Source organism: Lentzea cavernae, assembly GCF_014653695.1.
Lineage (GTDB): Bacteria > Actinomycetota > Actinomycetes > Mycobacteriales > Pseudonocardiaceae > Lentzea > Lentzea cavernae.
This window is the reverse complement of sequence record NZ_BNAR01000004.1, coordinates 736091-752893: the sequence shown is the minus strand read 5'-3', so window position 1 is coordinate 752893 and position 16803 is coordinate 736091. Positions and strand designations below refer to the sequence as shown.

General features: G+C 71.2%; 4 protein-coding genes. All 4 read left to right on the top strand.

The window, feature by feature from the left end; translation table 11 throughout:
- The first annotated feature begins 149 nt into the window (after window positions 1-149).
- Genes IE307_RS17350 through IE307_RS17335 form a run of 4 tightly spaced genes read left to right on the top strand, consistent with a single transcriptional unit; the run spans window position 150 to window position 16800 of the window.
- Window positions 150-12137 carry a non-ribosomal peptide synthetase gene (locus IE307_RS17350; protein ID WP_268250380.1) on the top strand — a complete coding sequence of 3996 codons (11988 nt, stop codon included), beginning with the start codon at window positions 150-152 and terminating at the stop codon, window positions 12135-12137.
- 13 nt (window positions 12138-12150) lie between these two features.
- Window positions 12151-13161, top strand: coding sequence for a guanitoxin biosynthesis L-enduracididine beta-hydroxylase GntD (gene gntD, locus IE307_RS17345; protein WP_229904789.1), 1011 nt, complete (start codon window positions 12151-12153; stop codon window positions 13159-13161).
- Between the two features lie 14 nt (window positions 13162-13175).
- On the top strand, window positions 13176-15023 hold the full coding sequence (locus tag IE307_RS17340) for an ABC transporter ATP-binding protein (protein ID WP_191298957.1): 1848 nt from the start codon (window positions 13176-13178) through the stop codon (window positions 15021-15023).
- On the top strand, window positions 15016-16800 hold the full coding sequence (locus IE307_RS17335; protein ID WP_191298956.1) for an ABC transporter ATP-binding protein: 1785 nt from the start codon (window positions 15016-15018) through the stop codon (window positions 16798-16800). The genes IE307_RS17340 and IE307_RS17335 overlap by 8 nt, the downstream gene beginning before the upstream one ends.
- Window positions 16801-16803 lie beyond the last annotated feature (3 nt).

The following is a 16803-nucleotide window of genomic DNA, read 5'->3' as shown; positions in this document are numbered from 1 at the left end:
TATTCGGCATGCCGTTTTAATGATTCATGGATGCGGTGAATGACCCTCATGCGAATGTCTTATGACTGGTCAGCGGGAATGGCTTGACCCCTTAAATGACGGTTGTGTAAAAAGTAAGTCAGGGGAGGGCCGGATCTGTGATCGAAGATATGTATCCGTTGGCGCCTGTTCAGCAGGGCATGCTTTTCCACGTCCTGGAGGCGCAATCGGACAAGGGCGTCTACTGGGCGCAGGGGCTCTACGAGTTCGACGGGGTGCTCGACCTCGACGCCATGCGCCGCGCTTGGGTGTCGGTGGTCGACCGCCACGCCGTGCTGCGCACCGGTTTCGTGTGGGAGGGCGTGCCCGAGCCGCTCCAGGTCGTCATGAGCGACGTCCAGGTGCCCTTCGAGGTGCACGACTGGACCGGCGTGACCGACCAGCAGGCCGCACTCGACGAGTTGCTCTCCCGCGACCGCGCCCAGGGCTTCGATCTGACCAAACCGCCCCTCATGCGCGTGCACGTCATCAACGACGGCACCAGTCACCACCGCATGGTCTGGGCCCTCTACTCAGGACTGTGCGACGGCTGGAGCGTTCCCGTCGTCCTCGAAGAGGTCGGCGCGACCTACGACGCCTTCTGCCGCGGCACGACCCCCGACCTCGAACCCGTCCGCCCCTACCGCGACTTCATCGCCTGGCTGGGCAAGCGCGACCGCGCCGAGGCCGAGGCGTTCTGGCGCGACTACCTGGCCGGCTTCGACGCCCCGACGGCGTTGCCCGTCGACCACTCGGTCCGCGACCACTGGGCCCAGGGCCGCCGCCGCGCCGAGCTGTCCGAGCAGCTGACGACCGGGATCATGGACCTGGCCCGGCGCAAGCGCGTCACGCCGTCGACGGTCATCCAGGCCGCGTGGGCGCTCCTGCTGTCCGCCTACTCCGGTGACGACGAGGTCGTCTACGGCCTCACCGTGTCCGGCCGCCCGGCCGACCTGCCCGGTGTCGAGTCGATGGTGGGCGTCTTCATCAACACGCTGCCGGTGCGGGTGCGCATCTCGTGGGAGCGCTCCTTCTCCGACTGGCTGGGAGAGCTCCAGGCCAACCAGGTCGCGGTGCAGCGCTACGAGTTCACCGCGCTGTCGGACATCAAGCGCTGGTCGGAACTGCCGCGGGGCAGCGGTGTCTTCGACAGCATCGTCGTGTTCGGCAACTACCCGCAGGCACTTCTGTCCGAAGAGGACGAGGAGGGCGACGACGAGGACCGCTTCGGCGCGCTCGACTCCATCGAGCAGGTGAACTACCCGATCGCCTTCGCGGTCGACCTGGAGGACACGCTCAAGATCGAGGCCGAGTTCTCGACCGGTGCGTTCGACGAGACCTCGGTCGACCGGCTGCTCGACCAGCTGCAGGCCGTGCTGGCCGCCGCCGTGGCCGCTCCCGACCGGCTCGTGCGTGAGATGACCGCAACGCCGGCGACCGGCTGGGAGGCCGGTCCCGCGCACGACGAGCCGTACGCCGGTCCGGCCGAGCGGTTCCGCCTGGCGGTCCGCGACTTCTCCGACCGGGTGGCCGTGCGTGACGGCGACTCGGAGTTGACCTACGCCGAGCTGGGCGAGCGGGTGGCGCGGGTGGCGTCCGGCCTGCGCGCCGCCGGGGTCGGTGAGGAGACCCGTGTCGGACTTTGGTTCGAACGCTCCGCTGACCTCGTGGTCGCGATCCTGGCCGTGGCGCAGGCGGGTGGAACCTATGTGCCGCTTGATCCCGCGTTGCCGCACGGCCGGTTGCGGGACGTGCAGACCGCTGCCGGTGTCGAGCTGGTCGTGTCCCGCGGCGACTACGCGCTGGACGGTCCGCGCGTCGTCGAGTTCGCGGAGCTGCTGACCTCTCCCGCCGAGTGGCCGGAGATCACCGGTCTGCCGCAGCGCCTGATCTACACGATGTTCACCTCGGGCTCGACGGGTGTGCCCAAGGGCGTGGAGATCACCGAGGAAGGTGTCGTGCGGGTCGTGCTCGACCCGGCGGTCGCGGCACGGCCCGGTGACGTGGTCGCGCACATGGCCGCGGTGTCGTTCGACGCCTCCACGTGGGAGATCTGGACGGCGTTGCTGAGCGGCGCCACCCTGGCCGTCGCTCCGGCGAACCTGGCCGAACGGCTGGACGTCGCCAAGCTCTTCGCCCGGCACGGCGTCACGTTGTCGTTCATGACCACCGGTCTGTTCCACCAGCTGGCGGACACCGATCCGGCCGTGTTCTCCGGACACCGCCTGGTGCTCGCCGGCGGCGAGGCGATGTCGCCCGTCCAGGCGCGCAAGGTGCTCGACGCGAACCCGGCCGTCGGAATCTTCAACATGTACGGCCCGACCGAGTCCACCGTGTACGCGTCGTTCCACGACATGCACACCGGTCGGCTCGGCCCGTCGTCCGTCCCGATCGGAACGGCGTTGCGGGGCCTGCGCTTCTACGTGCTGGACCGCTGGCTGCAGCCGGCCCCGGTCGGCGTGCCGGGCGAGCTGTACATCGGTGGCACCGGCCTGGCGCGCGGGTACGCGGGCCGTGCCGACCTGGCCGCCGAGCGGTTCGTCGCCGACCCGTACGTGCCGGGCGCTCGCATGTACCGCACCGGCGACCTGGTGCGCTGGGGTGCGGACGGCGTTGTCGACTTCGTCGGCCGCACCGACGACCAGGTCAAGATCCGCGGCTTCCGCGTCGAACCGGGTGAGGTCGAGCACGTGCTCGCCGGCCACCCGGACGTCGCCAACGCCGCCGTGGTCGTGAACGACAAGCGCCTGATCGCGTACGTCGTGAGCTCCACCGAGCCTGCGGACCTGCGGCGCTTCCTCGCCGAACGCCTGCCCGAGTTCCTGGTGCCGTCGGCCGTCGTGCCGCTGCCCGAGTTGCCGTTGAACCCCAACGGAAAGCTCGACGTGCGCGCGCTGCCCGACCCCGGTGCGCCTGAGGCCACGACCGCGTACGAGGCGCCCAGCACGGAGGCCGAGCGCACGCTCGCCGAGGTGTGGACGCAGGTGCTCGGCGTCGAACGCGTCGGCGTGCACGACAACTTCTTCGAGCTGGGCGGCGACTCGATCGTCAGCCTCCAGATCGTCTCGCGCGCCCGTGCCGCCGGTCTGCGGCTGGAGATCGCGGACCTCTTCACGCACCAGACCGTGCAGGAGCTCGCGGCCCGCGTCAGCACGGCCGAGGAGCCCACGGCCGACCAGGGCACCGTCAGCGGGCCCGTGGCGTTCACGCCCATCCAGAGCTGGTTCCTGCGCGAGGACCTGCCGCAGCGCGACCACTTCAACTGGTCCGGCATGTTCGAGCTGGAGCCGGACACGACCGCGCGCACCATGCGGGCCGCGCTCGGCACCGTGGTCGCGCACCACGACGCCCTGCGGTTGCGCCTGGGCGAGGGGGCCCAGGAGAACGCCGCCGCCGAGACCACCGACCTGGTGACCGTGCTCGACGCGGCCGCCCTCGACGGTGCCGCGCTGGAGGAGGCCGTCACCGCGGCCATGACGACCGCGCAGACCTCGTTGAGCCTGACCGACGGACCGTTGCTGCGGGCCGTGTACGTCGACCGCGGAGACAGGCCGGCGTGGTTCGGTCTCACCGTGCACCACTACGTCGTGGACGCGGTGTCGTGGAACGTCCTGCTGGAGGACCTGGAGACCGCGTACTCCGGCGCCGCCCTGCCGCCCAAGACCACCTCGTATCAGGAGTGGGCCGCCGCGCTGGAGGTGTTCGACCCGCAGGACGAGCTGGCGTGGTGGCGCGACGTCGTGCGGACGACCACGCCGGTGCCCACCGACCTCGACGGCCCCAACACGGAGGACTCGACCGAGTCCGTGCGCGTCTCCCTCGACGCGGAACGCACGTCCGTGCTGCTCACCCAGGCCCACCGCGCCTACCGCACCCAGGGCCACGAACTGCTCCTCGCCGCTCTGCTGCAGGCACTCGGCCGGTGGACCGGAACCGGCGCCGCCGCGATCGACCTGGAGAGCCACGGCCGCGAGCCGATCGCCGACGGCCTCGACCTGAGCCGCACGGTCGGCTGGTTCACCGCCATCCACCCCGTCGGGCTGCGGCACGACGACCTCGGTGACACCGCGGGTGTCATCAAGGCGGTCAAGGAACAGCTGCGGGCCGTACCGCGCCGCGGTGTCGGCTACACCGTGCTGCGCGAGCGGGACCCGGAGCTCCGCGACGCGCCGGCGCGCCCGGTCGTCTTCAACTACCTCGGTGGTGCCGACGCCGTCGAGGAGTCGGACGGCCTGTTCGCCCAGGAGCTCTCCGAGGACCTCTGCGGTCCCGCCGAGGGCGACGGCGGCCTGCGCTCGCACGTGCTCGGCGTCGAGGTGGTCCAGGCCGCCGACGGGACCCTGGCCGTGGAACTGCAGTACAGCACCAACCTCCACGAGCGTTCGACCGTCTCCGAGCTCGCTTCCGCTTACGTGGCCGCTTTGGGCGAGATCGTCGACCACTGCCGGTCAGGTGTTTCCGGCCTGACGCCGTCCGATGTGCCGCTGGCCGCGCTTTCTCAGTCCTCTTTGGACGAACTGGTCGCTCGCACGCCCGGACTGGCCGACGTCTACCCGTTGTCGCCGTTGCAGCAGGGCATGCTCTTCCACGCCGTCGAGTCGCCGGACAGCGGCGTCTACTGGACGCAGGACGTGCGCGAGCTGACCGGCGAGCTCGACGTTGAGGCCATGCGTGCCGCGTGGCAGCTCGTGCTCGACCGGCATCCTGCGCTGCGCACCGGTTTCGTGTGGTCGGGCGAGCCGCTCCAGGTCGTCGTGGACGGCGTCCGGGTGCCGTTCGAGGTGCGCGACTGGACCTCGGTAACCGATCCCGACGCCGCGGTCGACGCGCTGCTGGCCGAGGACCGCGCCCGCGGCTGCGACCTGGCCGTCGCGCCGTTGCTGCGGATCGTCGTCGCCCGGGGCCGCGACCGCCACTGGATCCTGCTGGCGTTCCACCACCTCTACGCCGACGGGTGGAGCATCCCGCTGCTGTGGGACGAGGTCACGGCCGCGTACCAGGGCGAACCGCTGCCGCCGGTGCGTCCCTACCGCGACTTCATCGCGTGGCTGAGCAGGCGCGACTCCGCCGAGGCCGAGGCGTTCTGGCGCGAGTACCTCGCCGGGTTCGACTCGCCGACCCCGCTGCCGGTCGATCGCGTGGTGCGCGAGCACTGGTCGCAGGACCGCCGCGAACTGGCGCTGCCCCGCGACGTCACGGCGCAGCTGGTCTCGCTGGCACGCGACCAGCGGGTCACGCTGTCGACGGTCGTGCAGGCCGCGTGGTCCGTGCTGCTGGCCGCCTACTCGGGCGAGGACGACGTCGTGTTCGGCCTGACCGTGTCCGGCCGCCCGGCCGACCTGCCCGGCGTCGAGTCGATCGTCGGCCTGTTCATCAACACCCTGCCGGTGCGGGTGCGCGTGGCCTGGGAGACGTCGTTCGCCGACTGGCTCGGCTCGTTGCAGGAGAACCAGGTCGCCGTGCAGCGGCACGAGCACACGCCGCTCGCCGACGTCCAGCGCGTCGCCACCGGCGGCCTGTTCGACAGCATGCTCGTCTTCGGCAACTACCCGCAGGGCGAGGCGCCGGAGGAGGGCGAGGAGGACCCGGACGAGCTGTTCGCCTCGACCGACTCGGTCGAGCAGATGCACTACCCGATCATCCTCGCGGTCGACCTCGAGGCGACCCTGAAGGTGGAGGCCAACTTCTCCACCGGCGCGTTCGACGCGTCCACTGTGGAGCGACTGCTCGGGCAGCTCGCGGAGGTGCTCACCGCGGCCGCCCGCCGGCCTCTCGCCGTGGTGCGGGAGATGACGCCCGCGCCGGTGACGGGGTGGGGTGCGGGGCCCGGGGTGGACGAGGAGTTCATCGGGCTGGCCTCGCGGTTCCATCGCGCTGTGGACGAGTTCGGCGATCAGGTCGCGGTGCGGGACGGTGCTTCGGAGCTGACGTACGCCGAACTCGGGCATCGCGTCGCTCGGGTGGCCTCCGGACTGCGCGCCGCCGGTGTGCGGGACGAGACCCGTGTCGGCCTGTGGTTCGAACGGTCGGCCGACCTCGTGGTCGCGATCCTGGCCGTGGCGCAGGCGGGCGGGACGTACGTGCCGCTCGACCCGGCGTTGCCGCACGGCCGGCTGCGCGACGTGCAGACGGCTGCCGGGGTGGAGCTGGTGGTGTCGCGGGGCGACTACGCGCTCGACGCACCGCGCCTCGGTGTGGTCGACCTGGCGGACATCGCCGCGCCGGTTGACCCGGCCGAACTCGGTGCCGTGCCCGGCGAGCAGCCCGAACTCGCTGCCGTGCCGGGGCGTCTGGTCTACACCATGTTCACGTCGGGCTCGACCGGCGTCCCCAAGGGCGTCGAGGTCACCGAGGAAGGTGTGCTGCGGGTCGTCCTCGACCCCGCGGTCGCCGCCAGGCCCGGCGACGTCGTGGCGCACATGGCCGTGGTGTCGTTCGACGCCTCCACGTGGGAGATCTGGACGGCGTTGCTGAGCGGCGCCACCCTGGCCGTGGCCCCCGCGAACCTGGCCGAACGCCTGGACGTCGCCAAGCTCTACACCGAGCACGGCGTCACGTTGTCGTTCATGACCACCGGTCTGTTCCACCAGCTGGCGGACACCGACCCCGGTGTGTTCTCGGGGCACCGCAAGGTGCTCGCGGGCGGCGAGGGCATGTCGCCCGTGCAGGCCCGCAAGGTGCTCGACGCCAACCCGGCCGTCGGAATCTTCAACATGTACGGCCCGACCGAGTCCACCGTGTACGCGTCGTTCCACGACATGCACACCGGACGGCTCGGACCGGCGACCGTGCCCATCGGCGAGGCGTTGCGGGGTCTGCGCTTCTCCGTGCTGGACCAGTGGTTGCGGCCCACGCCCGTCGGCGTGCCGGGAGAGCTGTACATCGGCGGCACCGGCCTGGCCCGTGGCTACGCGGGGCGTGCCGACCTGGCCGCCGAGAGGTTCGTTCCGGACCCGTCCTCGCCCGGTGCCCGCATGTACCGCACCGGTGACCTGGTGCGGTGGGGTGCGGACGGCGCTGTCGACTTCGTGGGCCGCACCGACGACCAGGTCAAGATCCGCGGGTTCCGGGTGGAGCCGGGTGAGGTCGAGCACGTGCTCGCCGGACATCCCGGGGTCTCCAACGCCGCTGTGGTCGTTCGTGAGCTGCAGCAGGGCAAGAGGCTCGTCGCCTACGTCGTGGGCACGGCCGGCGCGGCGGAGCTGAAGAGCTACCTCTCCGAGCGGTTGCCGGAGTTCCTGGTGCCCTCGGCCGTCGTGGCGCTCGACGAGTTGCCGTTGAACTCCAACGGGAAGCTCGACAAGAAGGCGTTGCCGCTACCCGAGGCTCCGGAGTCCACGAGCGTGGCGCCCAGCACCGACGTCGAACGCGCCCTTGCCGCGGTGTGGTCGCAGGTGCTCGGTGTCGAACGGGTCGGCGTGCACGACAACTACTTCGAACTGGGCGGCGACTCGATCATCAGCCTCCAGGTCGTGGCCAGGGCGCGGGAAGCCGGCCTGGAGCTGAAGATCGCCGACCTGTTCACGCACCAGACGATCCAGCAGATCGCCGCCCACACCGGGGTCGCCGCCGACTCGCAGGTCAGCGCGACGCCGCTGGCCGACCTCGAACCGCTCAAGGCGCGGGTGCCGGGTGCCGTGGACGCCTACCCGTTGTCGCCCATGCAGCAGGGCATGCTGTTCCACGTCCTGGAGGCGCCCGCGGACACCGCGGTGTACTGGGCGCAGGACGTGCGCGAACTGCGCGGGCCGCTCGACGTGGCGGCGCTCGAGGACGCCTGGCGGACCGTCGTCGGACGGCATCCCGCACTGCGCAGCGCGTTCGTGTGGGAGGGCGTCGAGGAGCCGTTGCAGGTCGTGGTCGGCGAGGTCGACGTGCCGTTCGAGGTGCTCGACTGGACGTCGGTGACCGACCCGCACGCGGCGCTCGACGACCTGCTCGACGCCGACCAGCGGCGCGGGTTCGACGTCACGACCGCGCCGTTGCTGCGGGTGTACGTGGCCGACCGGGGCGACCGGCAGTGGGTCGTGTTCACGTTCCACCACCTGTACCTCGACGGCTGGAGCATCCCGCTCGTCTGGGACGAGGTGCTGGCGGCGTACCGGCGCGAGTCGCTGCCGCCGGTGCGCCCGTACCGCGACTACATCGCGTGGCTGCGGGAGCAGCCCGCCGCCGACGACTTCTGGCGCGAGTACCTCGACGGCTTCACCTCGCCGACGGCACTGCCCGTCGACCGCACCTCGCGGCTGCACTGGGACCAGGGCAGGCACCACCGCGAACTGCCCGAGACCGTCGCCCTCGCGCTGGAAGGGCTGGCGCGGCGCGAACACGTCACGATCAGCGCCGTCGTGCAGGCGGCGTGGGCACTGCTGCTGGCCTCGCACAGCGGGGACGACGACGTCGTCTTCGGCCTCACCGTGTCGGGACGTCCGGCGGCGCTGCCGGGCGTGGAATCGATCGTCGGTCTGTTCATCAACACGCTGCCAGTGCGGATCAAGGTTCCGGCCGATCGCACGCCGTTCGAGCAGTGGCTGCGGACCGTCCAAGAAGGACAGGTTGCCGCCCAACGGTTCGAGCACTCCCCGTTGGTCGACATCCAGCGGGTCGCGGGCGTGCCGAGGCTGTTCGAGAGCATCGTCGCGGTCCAGAACCTGCCCAGCGGCCTGGACGACGGCGACGAGGGCGACGACGGGGACGAGTTCGACTCGCCCGCGATGCTCGAACAGGGCCGTTACCCGCTGAAGCTCGTGGTGGACGTCGACGGCCAGCTTGCCCTGCTGTGCGAGTACTCGACCGGCGCGTTCGACGCCGCCACCGTCGAGGCCTTGCTGGACCAGCTCGAACGCATCCTCACCACGGTCGCGGAGACGCCCGGCACGCCGGTGCGGGAGATCGCGCTGCTCGACGCCGGACAGCGCGCCGAGGTGCTGGAGTGGAGCTCCTCCGAGCCCCGCGCGCTGCCCGAGGCGCACCTGGCCGCGCTGTTCGGACGTCAGGTGGCGGCCCACCCGGACCGGATCGCGCTGCGGGACGGCGTCGACCTCACCTACGCCCAGCTCGACCGCAGGGCCTCGGGTGTGGCGCAGTGGTTGCGGGACAACGGCGTCGGCACGGGCACCCGTGTCGGCCTGCACCTGGACCGCGGTCCCGAGCTGATCATCGCCATGCTCGGCGTGATCGGCGCGGGCGGCAGCTACGTCCCGCTGGACCCGGTGCAGACCACGGCCCGCCTCGCCCAGATGATCGGCACGGCAGGTGTCGGAGTCGTGGTCACGGCAGGGGAGTGGCCGCTGGACATCCCTCGGGTGCGCGTGCTCGACGTGAGCCCGGCGACCGGTGCAGGCGTGCTCGACCTGCCGGAGGCCAAGGGACCGCTGCCGGTCGCCGGCGGACCGGACAGCGAGCTGTACGTGCTGTTCACGTCCGGGTCGACCGGTGTGCCCAAGGGCGTGTCGCTGACCCACGAGGGCGTGGCCAGGGTCTGCACCGACCCGGCCGTGCGCGTCGAGGCGGGCGACGTCGTGTCGCACCTCGCGGGCATCGCCTTCGACACCGGCGCGTTCGAGATCTGGCTGGCGCTGCTCAACGGCGCCACCCTCGTCGTCGGCCCGGCGGACATCGCCGAACGGATGGACGTCGGCAAGTTCCTGCGCGACAACGGCATCACGGCCTCGCTGCTCACCACGGGCCTCTTCCACCAGCTGGTGGAGACCTCGCCCGACGTGCTCGACGGCCTGCGGCTGCTCGTCGTCGGCGGTGACGCACTGCAGGCCCAGCACGCCCGCACGGCCCGCGAACGCCGGCCGGACCTGCGGATCGTGAACGCCTACGGTCCGACCGAGACGACCATGACGTGCACCGTCCACACCCTCAACGGCGTCACCACGCAGGTGCCGATCGGCAGGCCGTTCGCGGGCATGCGGGCGTACGTGCTCGACTCGTGGCTCCAGGTGCTCCCGGCCGGTGTCGCGGGCGAGCTGTTCGTCGGCGGTCCCGGCGTGGCCCGCGGCTACGTCGGCCGCGCGGACCTCACCGCGGAACGGTTCGTGCCCGACCCCGCGAAGGCGGGCGAACGCCTGTACCGCACAGGAGACCGGGCCCGCTGGCGTGCCGACGGCACGCTGGAGTTCCTCGGCCGCGCCGACGACCAGGTCAAGATCCGGGGCTTCCGGGTCGAGCCGGGCGAGGTCGAGGCACTGCTGGCGACCCACGAGGACGTGCGGGCCACCGCCGTCGTGGCCACGGCATCGGGGACGGGCAAGCGCCTGGTGGCGTACGTGGTCACCGATGCCGAAACGGCAGAGCTGCGCACGTTCCTGCGTGAGCGGCTGCCCGACCACCTGGTGCCGTCGGCGTTCGTGACGCTCGACGCGCTTCCGTTGACCGCCAACGGCAAGCTCGACCGCCGTGCCCTGCCCGAACCGGCCGCACCGGAGGCGGACGGCGCGTACGTCGCCCCGCGCACCGAACAGGAACAGGCGCTGGCCGGCATCTGGGCGAAACTGCTCGGAGCCGACCGGGTCGGCGTGCACGACAACTTCTTCGACCTGGGCGGCGACTCGATCGCCAGCCTGCAGGTGGTGGCACGGGCCCGTGCCGCGGGCCTCGGCCTCGCGGTCGCGGACCTGTTCACCCACCAGACGGTCGCCGAACTCGCCGCCGTCGCAACGGCTCCCGCCGTGATCGACGAGGGCCCGGCCACCGGACCGGTGCCGCTCACGCCCATCCAGCGGTGGTTCACCGGAGCCACCATCGACGACCGGAACCACTGGAACTGGTCGGGACTCTTCGAGCTGGAACCGGACGTCGACGCCGACAGGCTCGCCGCCGCCCTCACCACCCTCGTCACCCACCACGACGCCCTGCGCACCCGCCTGCACCACGGCCCCGACGGCTGGCACCAGCACGTCGTCGAACCGGGTGAGGCGGCAGCGTTCTCGGTGGTGCAGGGCGATGTCGAGCACAACATGGACGCGCTGCAACGCTCCCTGGACCTCGAGAACGGCCCCCTGGTCGCGGCGGTGCTGTTCGACCGCGGCGACGAACCGGCGTGGCTCGGCCTCGTCGTGCACCACCTGGTGGTCGACGGCGTGTCGTGGAACGTCCTGCTGGATGACCTCGACGCGGCCTACCAGGGCGAGGAACTGCCGCCGAAGACCACGTCGTTCCGCAGGTGGGCCGAGTCCGTGAACACCTTCGCGGGCAGCGACGAGGTCCGCGCCGAACTGCCGTACTGGCTCGAGAAGGCGGAGACGCCCTTCACGCTGCCGGTCGACGCCACCGGCGCCAACACCGAGGACTCGGCGGCTGTCGTCGAGGTCGCGCTCGAAGCCGGAGACCTGCCCAACGCCCAGGTGCTCGACGTGGTCCTGGCCGCGCTGCACCAGACGCTGGGGGAGTGGGCCGGCACCGACACCGTCGTCGTCGACCTCGAACACCACGGCCGCGAGAGCGTGGCACCGGGCACCGACCTGTCCCGCACGGTCGGCTGGTTCACCTCGGTGCACCCGCTGGTGCTCCGGCACGACGACCTGACCGACGGCGCCGGAGTCGTCGCCGCGGCAAGGGAGAGCCTCAAGTCCGTGCCACGCCACGGAGTCGGGTACGGCGCGCTGCGCCACCTGACGGTCGAGGACGCGGACGTGCGTCGTCTGCGAGCCGCCCCCGACCGTCAGATCAACATCAACTTCACGGGCGGACCAGCGCCGCGGCCGTCAACCTTCGCCGCGTCTTCCGACGCTCAGCAGGCCGCCTCGCGGCACCGGCCCCACGCCCCGGTACAGCCAGTACAGGGACGTGTGGCCGGCACCGCGATGCGACCGTCTGACCATCGAAATACGGGGCAAAGGCTGACGGCCGCGGCGCTTGACGCCGTGAGCGACGACGAGGTCAGGGGCCTCATCGTCGACGAACTACCGGGTGACCTGTGCGGCGAGAGCACCAGCGGAGGTGTTCGCCCGTACGCGCTGCACCTGGAGATCGAGCGCACCGGCGAGGGAGAGCTCCTCGTCGAATGGCACCACAGCACCAACCTGCACCGCACCGAAACCGTGCGACGGGTCGCATCCCGCTTCCGGGAAGCCGCAGCGGCCCTGATCGCACTCCCGAACAGCAATTGAGGGGGAGCAGTCCTTGTCCACGCCCAAACGGATCTACACCCTGTCGTCGGAAGAGGCCGCGGAGGCCGAGAACCTGACGCTGCGCCTCGCCAAGGAGTACTCGGGCCCGGCGGACGAGCAGCTGCTGCGCGACCTGCCGTTGCTCGCCGCCGAACTGCCCGTGGGCCAGCGCCGCTTCCTGCGCGACTTCGCGCTCGAGGACGAGCTGGGCTACGCCGTGGTCCGCGGCCACAACATCGACGACGCGCGCATCGGCCCGACGCCGGAGCACTGGCGCGGCCGGCCGGTGCCGACCCCGGAGTTCGCCGAGGAGATCCTCCTGCTGCTGCACGGGTCCCTGCTCGGTGAGCCGTTCGGCTGGAAGACCCAGCAGGACGCCCGGCTCGTGCACGACATCTTCCCCATCCAGGGCTTCGAGACCGAGCAGATGGGCATCGGCAGCACCGACACGCTCACGCTGCACACCGAGGACGCGTTCCACCCGTGGCGCGCGGACTACCTGCTGCTGGAGTGCCTGCGCAACCCCGACCAGGTCGCGACGATCGTGTCGGAGCCGGACCTGCGGTCGCTCGACGCCGACGTACTCACGCTGCTGCACGAGCCGAACTTCCTCATCCGGCCGGACGACTCGCACCTGGCGAAGCACAACGTCACCAAGGGCGTCGACGCCGAGTTCTCCGAGATCGACGACATGAAGGCCGACGACAACCGCGTCGCGGTGCTCTACGGGTCGCGCGAGCACCCGTACATCCGCATCGACCCGTACTTCATGGAGATCCCGAAGGACCCGGCGGCGCGCAGGGCGCTGCAGGCCGTCAGCGACCTCCTGGAGGCGTCCTGCCTGGACGTCGCCCTGACGCCCGGTGACGTGCTGATCATCAACAACCACCGCCTCGCGCACGGCAGGCAGGCGTTCCAGGCCCGTTACGACGGCACGGACCGCTGGCTCAAGCGGGTCAGCATCACGACCGACCTGCGGAAGTCCCACGAGCGGCGCGCCTCGGCGACCGCCCGCCTCATCTGACGGATACGGAAGTCATGCCGAACCCGCTCCACAGCCTCCCGCCCACCGCCAAGGGCATCATCGCCGTCCTCCGGGTCCTGCCCAGGGTCAGCCGGCCGCGCACGGTGCTCCTGGCGGGTGGCGTGGTGGTGGGCGCCGTCCTGCCCATCGGGATCGCCGTCCTCACCGGACTGCTCATCGGCGCCATCCCCGACGCCACCAGGGACGGTGCCGGCTCGGCGGCCGCCGACCGGGTCGGCAGCCTGCTGATCGCCGTCGCGGTCGCGATCCTCCTGGAGCGCCTCACGTCGCCGCTGCTGCGGGCCGCCGTGTCGACGCTCGGGCGCGACGTCGACAGATACCTGCAGGAGGTCGTGCTCACCGCGCTGGGCAGGCCGCGGGGCATCTCCCACCTCGAGGACTCCGACGTCATCGACGAGGTCCGCATCGTGCGCGGCCTCGGCATGAGCGCGCACCGGCCCGGCCAGACCGTCGAGGCCCTGCCGGAGGTGCTCACGTCGTGGCTGCGGGCCGTCGGCTCGGCGGCCGTGCTCACCTGGTTCCACTGGTGGCTCGGCGCGCTGTGGCTCGTGGTCTGGCCGATCATCGTCTACCGGATGCAGCGCGACTACCTGCGCGTCGGCGAGGAGGGCTTCGGGCAGAGCGCCCAGCTCCGCCAGGCCGAGTACGTCAGGGACCTCGCGCTCGACCCGCCGCCCGCCAAGGAGGTGCGGCTGTGGGGTGTGCTCGACTGGCTCGTCACGCGGTTCGACACGTTGTGGGCGGCGGGGATCGGGCCGATCCGCAAGGCACGGCGCCCGAGGGCCGGCATGGTGCTCGGTTCCGCGTCCGCGATCATGGTCATCAACGTGCTGTCGTACGGCCTGCTGGCCTACGCGGCGGTGAAGGGCGACCTGACGCTCGCCGCTCTCGCGGTGTTCGTGGAGGCCCTGGCCAACGCGAACGAGTACGCGGTCGGCGACGAGCACCTGTACCTGTCCAACGCCGCCGTCACCGTGCCGAAGCTGCTCTCCCTGGAGAAGCGGCTCGCGGACAGCGGACCTCCCCAGTCCGGGCTCCCGGTCGGCGCGGACGTGCCGGCGCAGGAGATCCGCTACGAGGGCGTGCACTTCCGCTATCCCGGCGGTGACCGGGACGTCCACAGAGGACTGGATCTCGTCATCCCCGCCGGGCGGTCGCTGGCGATCGTCGGGGACAACGGCGCGGGCAAGACGTCGCTGGTGAAGCTGCTGGCCGGGTTCTACGAGCCCACCGGCGGCAAGATCACCGTCGACGGCGCCGACCTCGCGAGCCTCGACCCGGAGGAGTGGCGCGGCCGCGTCGCCGTGCTGTTCCAGGACTTCACCCGCTACCACCTGCCGGTGCGCGACAACATCGGTCTCGGCGCTCCCGAGCACGCGGGCGACGAGGACATGCTGCGCCGCGCCGCCGAACGAGCCGGGATCGGCGACCTGATCGAGTCGTTGCCGAACGGCTGGGACACCGTGCTGTCGCAGGCCTACAGCGACGGCGTGGACCTCTCCGGCGGGCAGTGGCAGCGCGTCGCGCTGGCGCGTGCGATGTTCGCCGTCGAGGCGGGCGCCAAGGTCCTCGTGCTCGACGAGCCCGCCGCGGCGCTCGACGTGCGCGCGGAAGCCGAGCTGTACGAACGGTTCCTGGACCTCACCCAGGGCCTCACCACGATCATCATCTCGCACCGCTTCTCCACCGTGCGGCGCGCGGACCGGATCGTGGTCGTGTCCGAGGGGCAGGCCGTCGAGGCCGGTGGCCACGACGAGCTGATGGAGCTCGACGGCCGCTACGCCCACCTGTTCCGCCTGCAGGCGGAGCGCTTCCAGCCGGTGGGAGGCACCGATGCGTGACACCTGGAAGGCCTTCCTCACCACCATCAGCTTCGGGTTCCGCGCGGCGCGCTGGCACGCGGTCTTCCAGATCGTCACGGAGATCGCGCTCGCGCTCACCGGCCCGCTGATCGCCTACAGCGCGGGCAAGCTCGTCGACGCCGCCAAGGACGGGAACCTGGAGCAGGCGCTCACCGCCGGGTTCGGCATCGCCGCCGCGACCGGGTTGCTCATCGTCGCCCAGTACTACAACGCCCACTGCGTGTTCGCAGTGTTGGAACGCACGCAAGCGTTGTCGGACAGGACGTTGATGCGCCTGCTCGGCGGGATCGGCAGCCTCGCGCCGCACGAGAACCCGAAGTACCTGGACCAGATCCAGCTCCTGCGCGAGGAGCGCGAGAGCCTCGCCGAGATGACCAACGCGACGGCCGGTCTGATCAGCGCGATCGTCGGCTTCGGCACGACGGCGTTGCTGCTCGCGGACGTCCACCCGGCGCTGATCTCCCTGGCACTGCTGGCGTTCATCTCGCTGTGGATCACCAGCCGGGCCAACGACCTCGCGGTCGACGCCCAGGAGGACACCGGCGAACCCGAGCGGCTGCGCCGCCACCTGTTCGACATCGGCACGACCGCCGGTGCGGGCAAGGAGCTGCGGATCTTCGGGCTCACCAGGGAACTCGTCCGCCGGCACCACGCCGTGTCCGACGAGGTGCTCGACACCCGCAACCGGGCCGCCTGGCGCGGGGCGGCGTTGAAGAGCATCGACGCCGTGATCAACGCGGCGGGGTTCTTCGGTGCCATCGCACTGGTGGTCTGGCTCGCCGTCGACGGTCGCGCGACTCCCGGTGACGTCGTGATGGTGGTGGGCCTGACCATCGAGATGGCCGCGGTCGTCGCCACGTCCGTCGGTTACAGCGGCGACTTCCTGTGGTGCCTCAAGCAGGCCAAGCGCTACCTGTGGCTCGAGCGGTTCGCCGCCTCCGCCGCCAAGCAGCCCGACGAACCGGTCGCGCCGCCCGCGTCGCTGAACCACGGCATCGACCTCGTCGACGTCACCTACCGCTACCCGGGCAGTGAGCGGACCGTCCTCGACGGTGTCTCGCTGCACCTGCCGGCGGGCTCCGTGGTGGCGCTGGTGGGCGAGAACGGCGCGGGCAAGTCGACGCTCGTGAAGCTGTTGTGCGACTTCTACGAGCCGGACGAGGGCGAGATCCAGGTCGACGGCGTCGACCTGCGCCGTTTCCCCGTTCCGGACTGGCGTTCGCGCCTCACCGGTGCGTTCCAGGACTTCGTGGAGCTGCGGCTGCCCGCCCGTGAGGCGATCGGTGTGGCGCAGACCAGCTCGATCAACGACAACGCCGCGCTGCAGGGGGCTCTCGCGAGGGCCGGGGCGACGTCCGTTGTGGACGGTCTGCCGCACGGCCTCGACACGCAGCTGGGCCGGGAGTGGGACGGCGGTGTCGAGCTGTCCGGCGGGCAGTGGCAGAAGCTGGCGCTCGCCCGCGGCCTGCTGCGCACCGACCCGTTGCTGGCGGTGTTCGACGAACCGACCGCGGCACTCGACCCGCAGACCGAGCACGCGTTGTTCGAACGGTTCGCCGAGGCCGCTCGTGAGGGCAAGTCGCGGGGAACCGTGACTCTCCTCGTGTCGCACCGGTTCTCGACCGTGCGCATGGCGGACCTGATCGTCGTGCTCGACGGCGGCCGCATCCGCGAGGTGGGCAGCCACGCCGAACTCATGGCCCACCCCGACCTCTACGCCGAGCTGTACGACCTGCAGTCCTCGGCCTACCGCTGAAAG

Excerpts from the sequence above, each read along its gene's own strand:
- IE307_RS17350 (WP_268250380.1), top strand. The coding sequence starts at position 150 with ATGTATCCGTTGGCGCCTGTTCAGCAGGGCATGCTTTTCCACGTCCTG.
- IE307_RS17340 (WP_191298957.1), top strand. The coding sequence starts at position 13,176 with ATGCCGAACCCGCTCCACAGCCTCCCGCCCACCGCCAAGGGCATCATC.
- IE307_RS17335 (WP_191298956.1), top strand. The coding sequence starts at position 15,016 with ATGCGTGACACCTGGAAGGCCTTCCTCACCACCATCAGCTTCGGGTTC.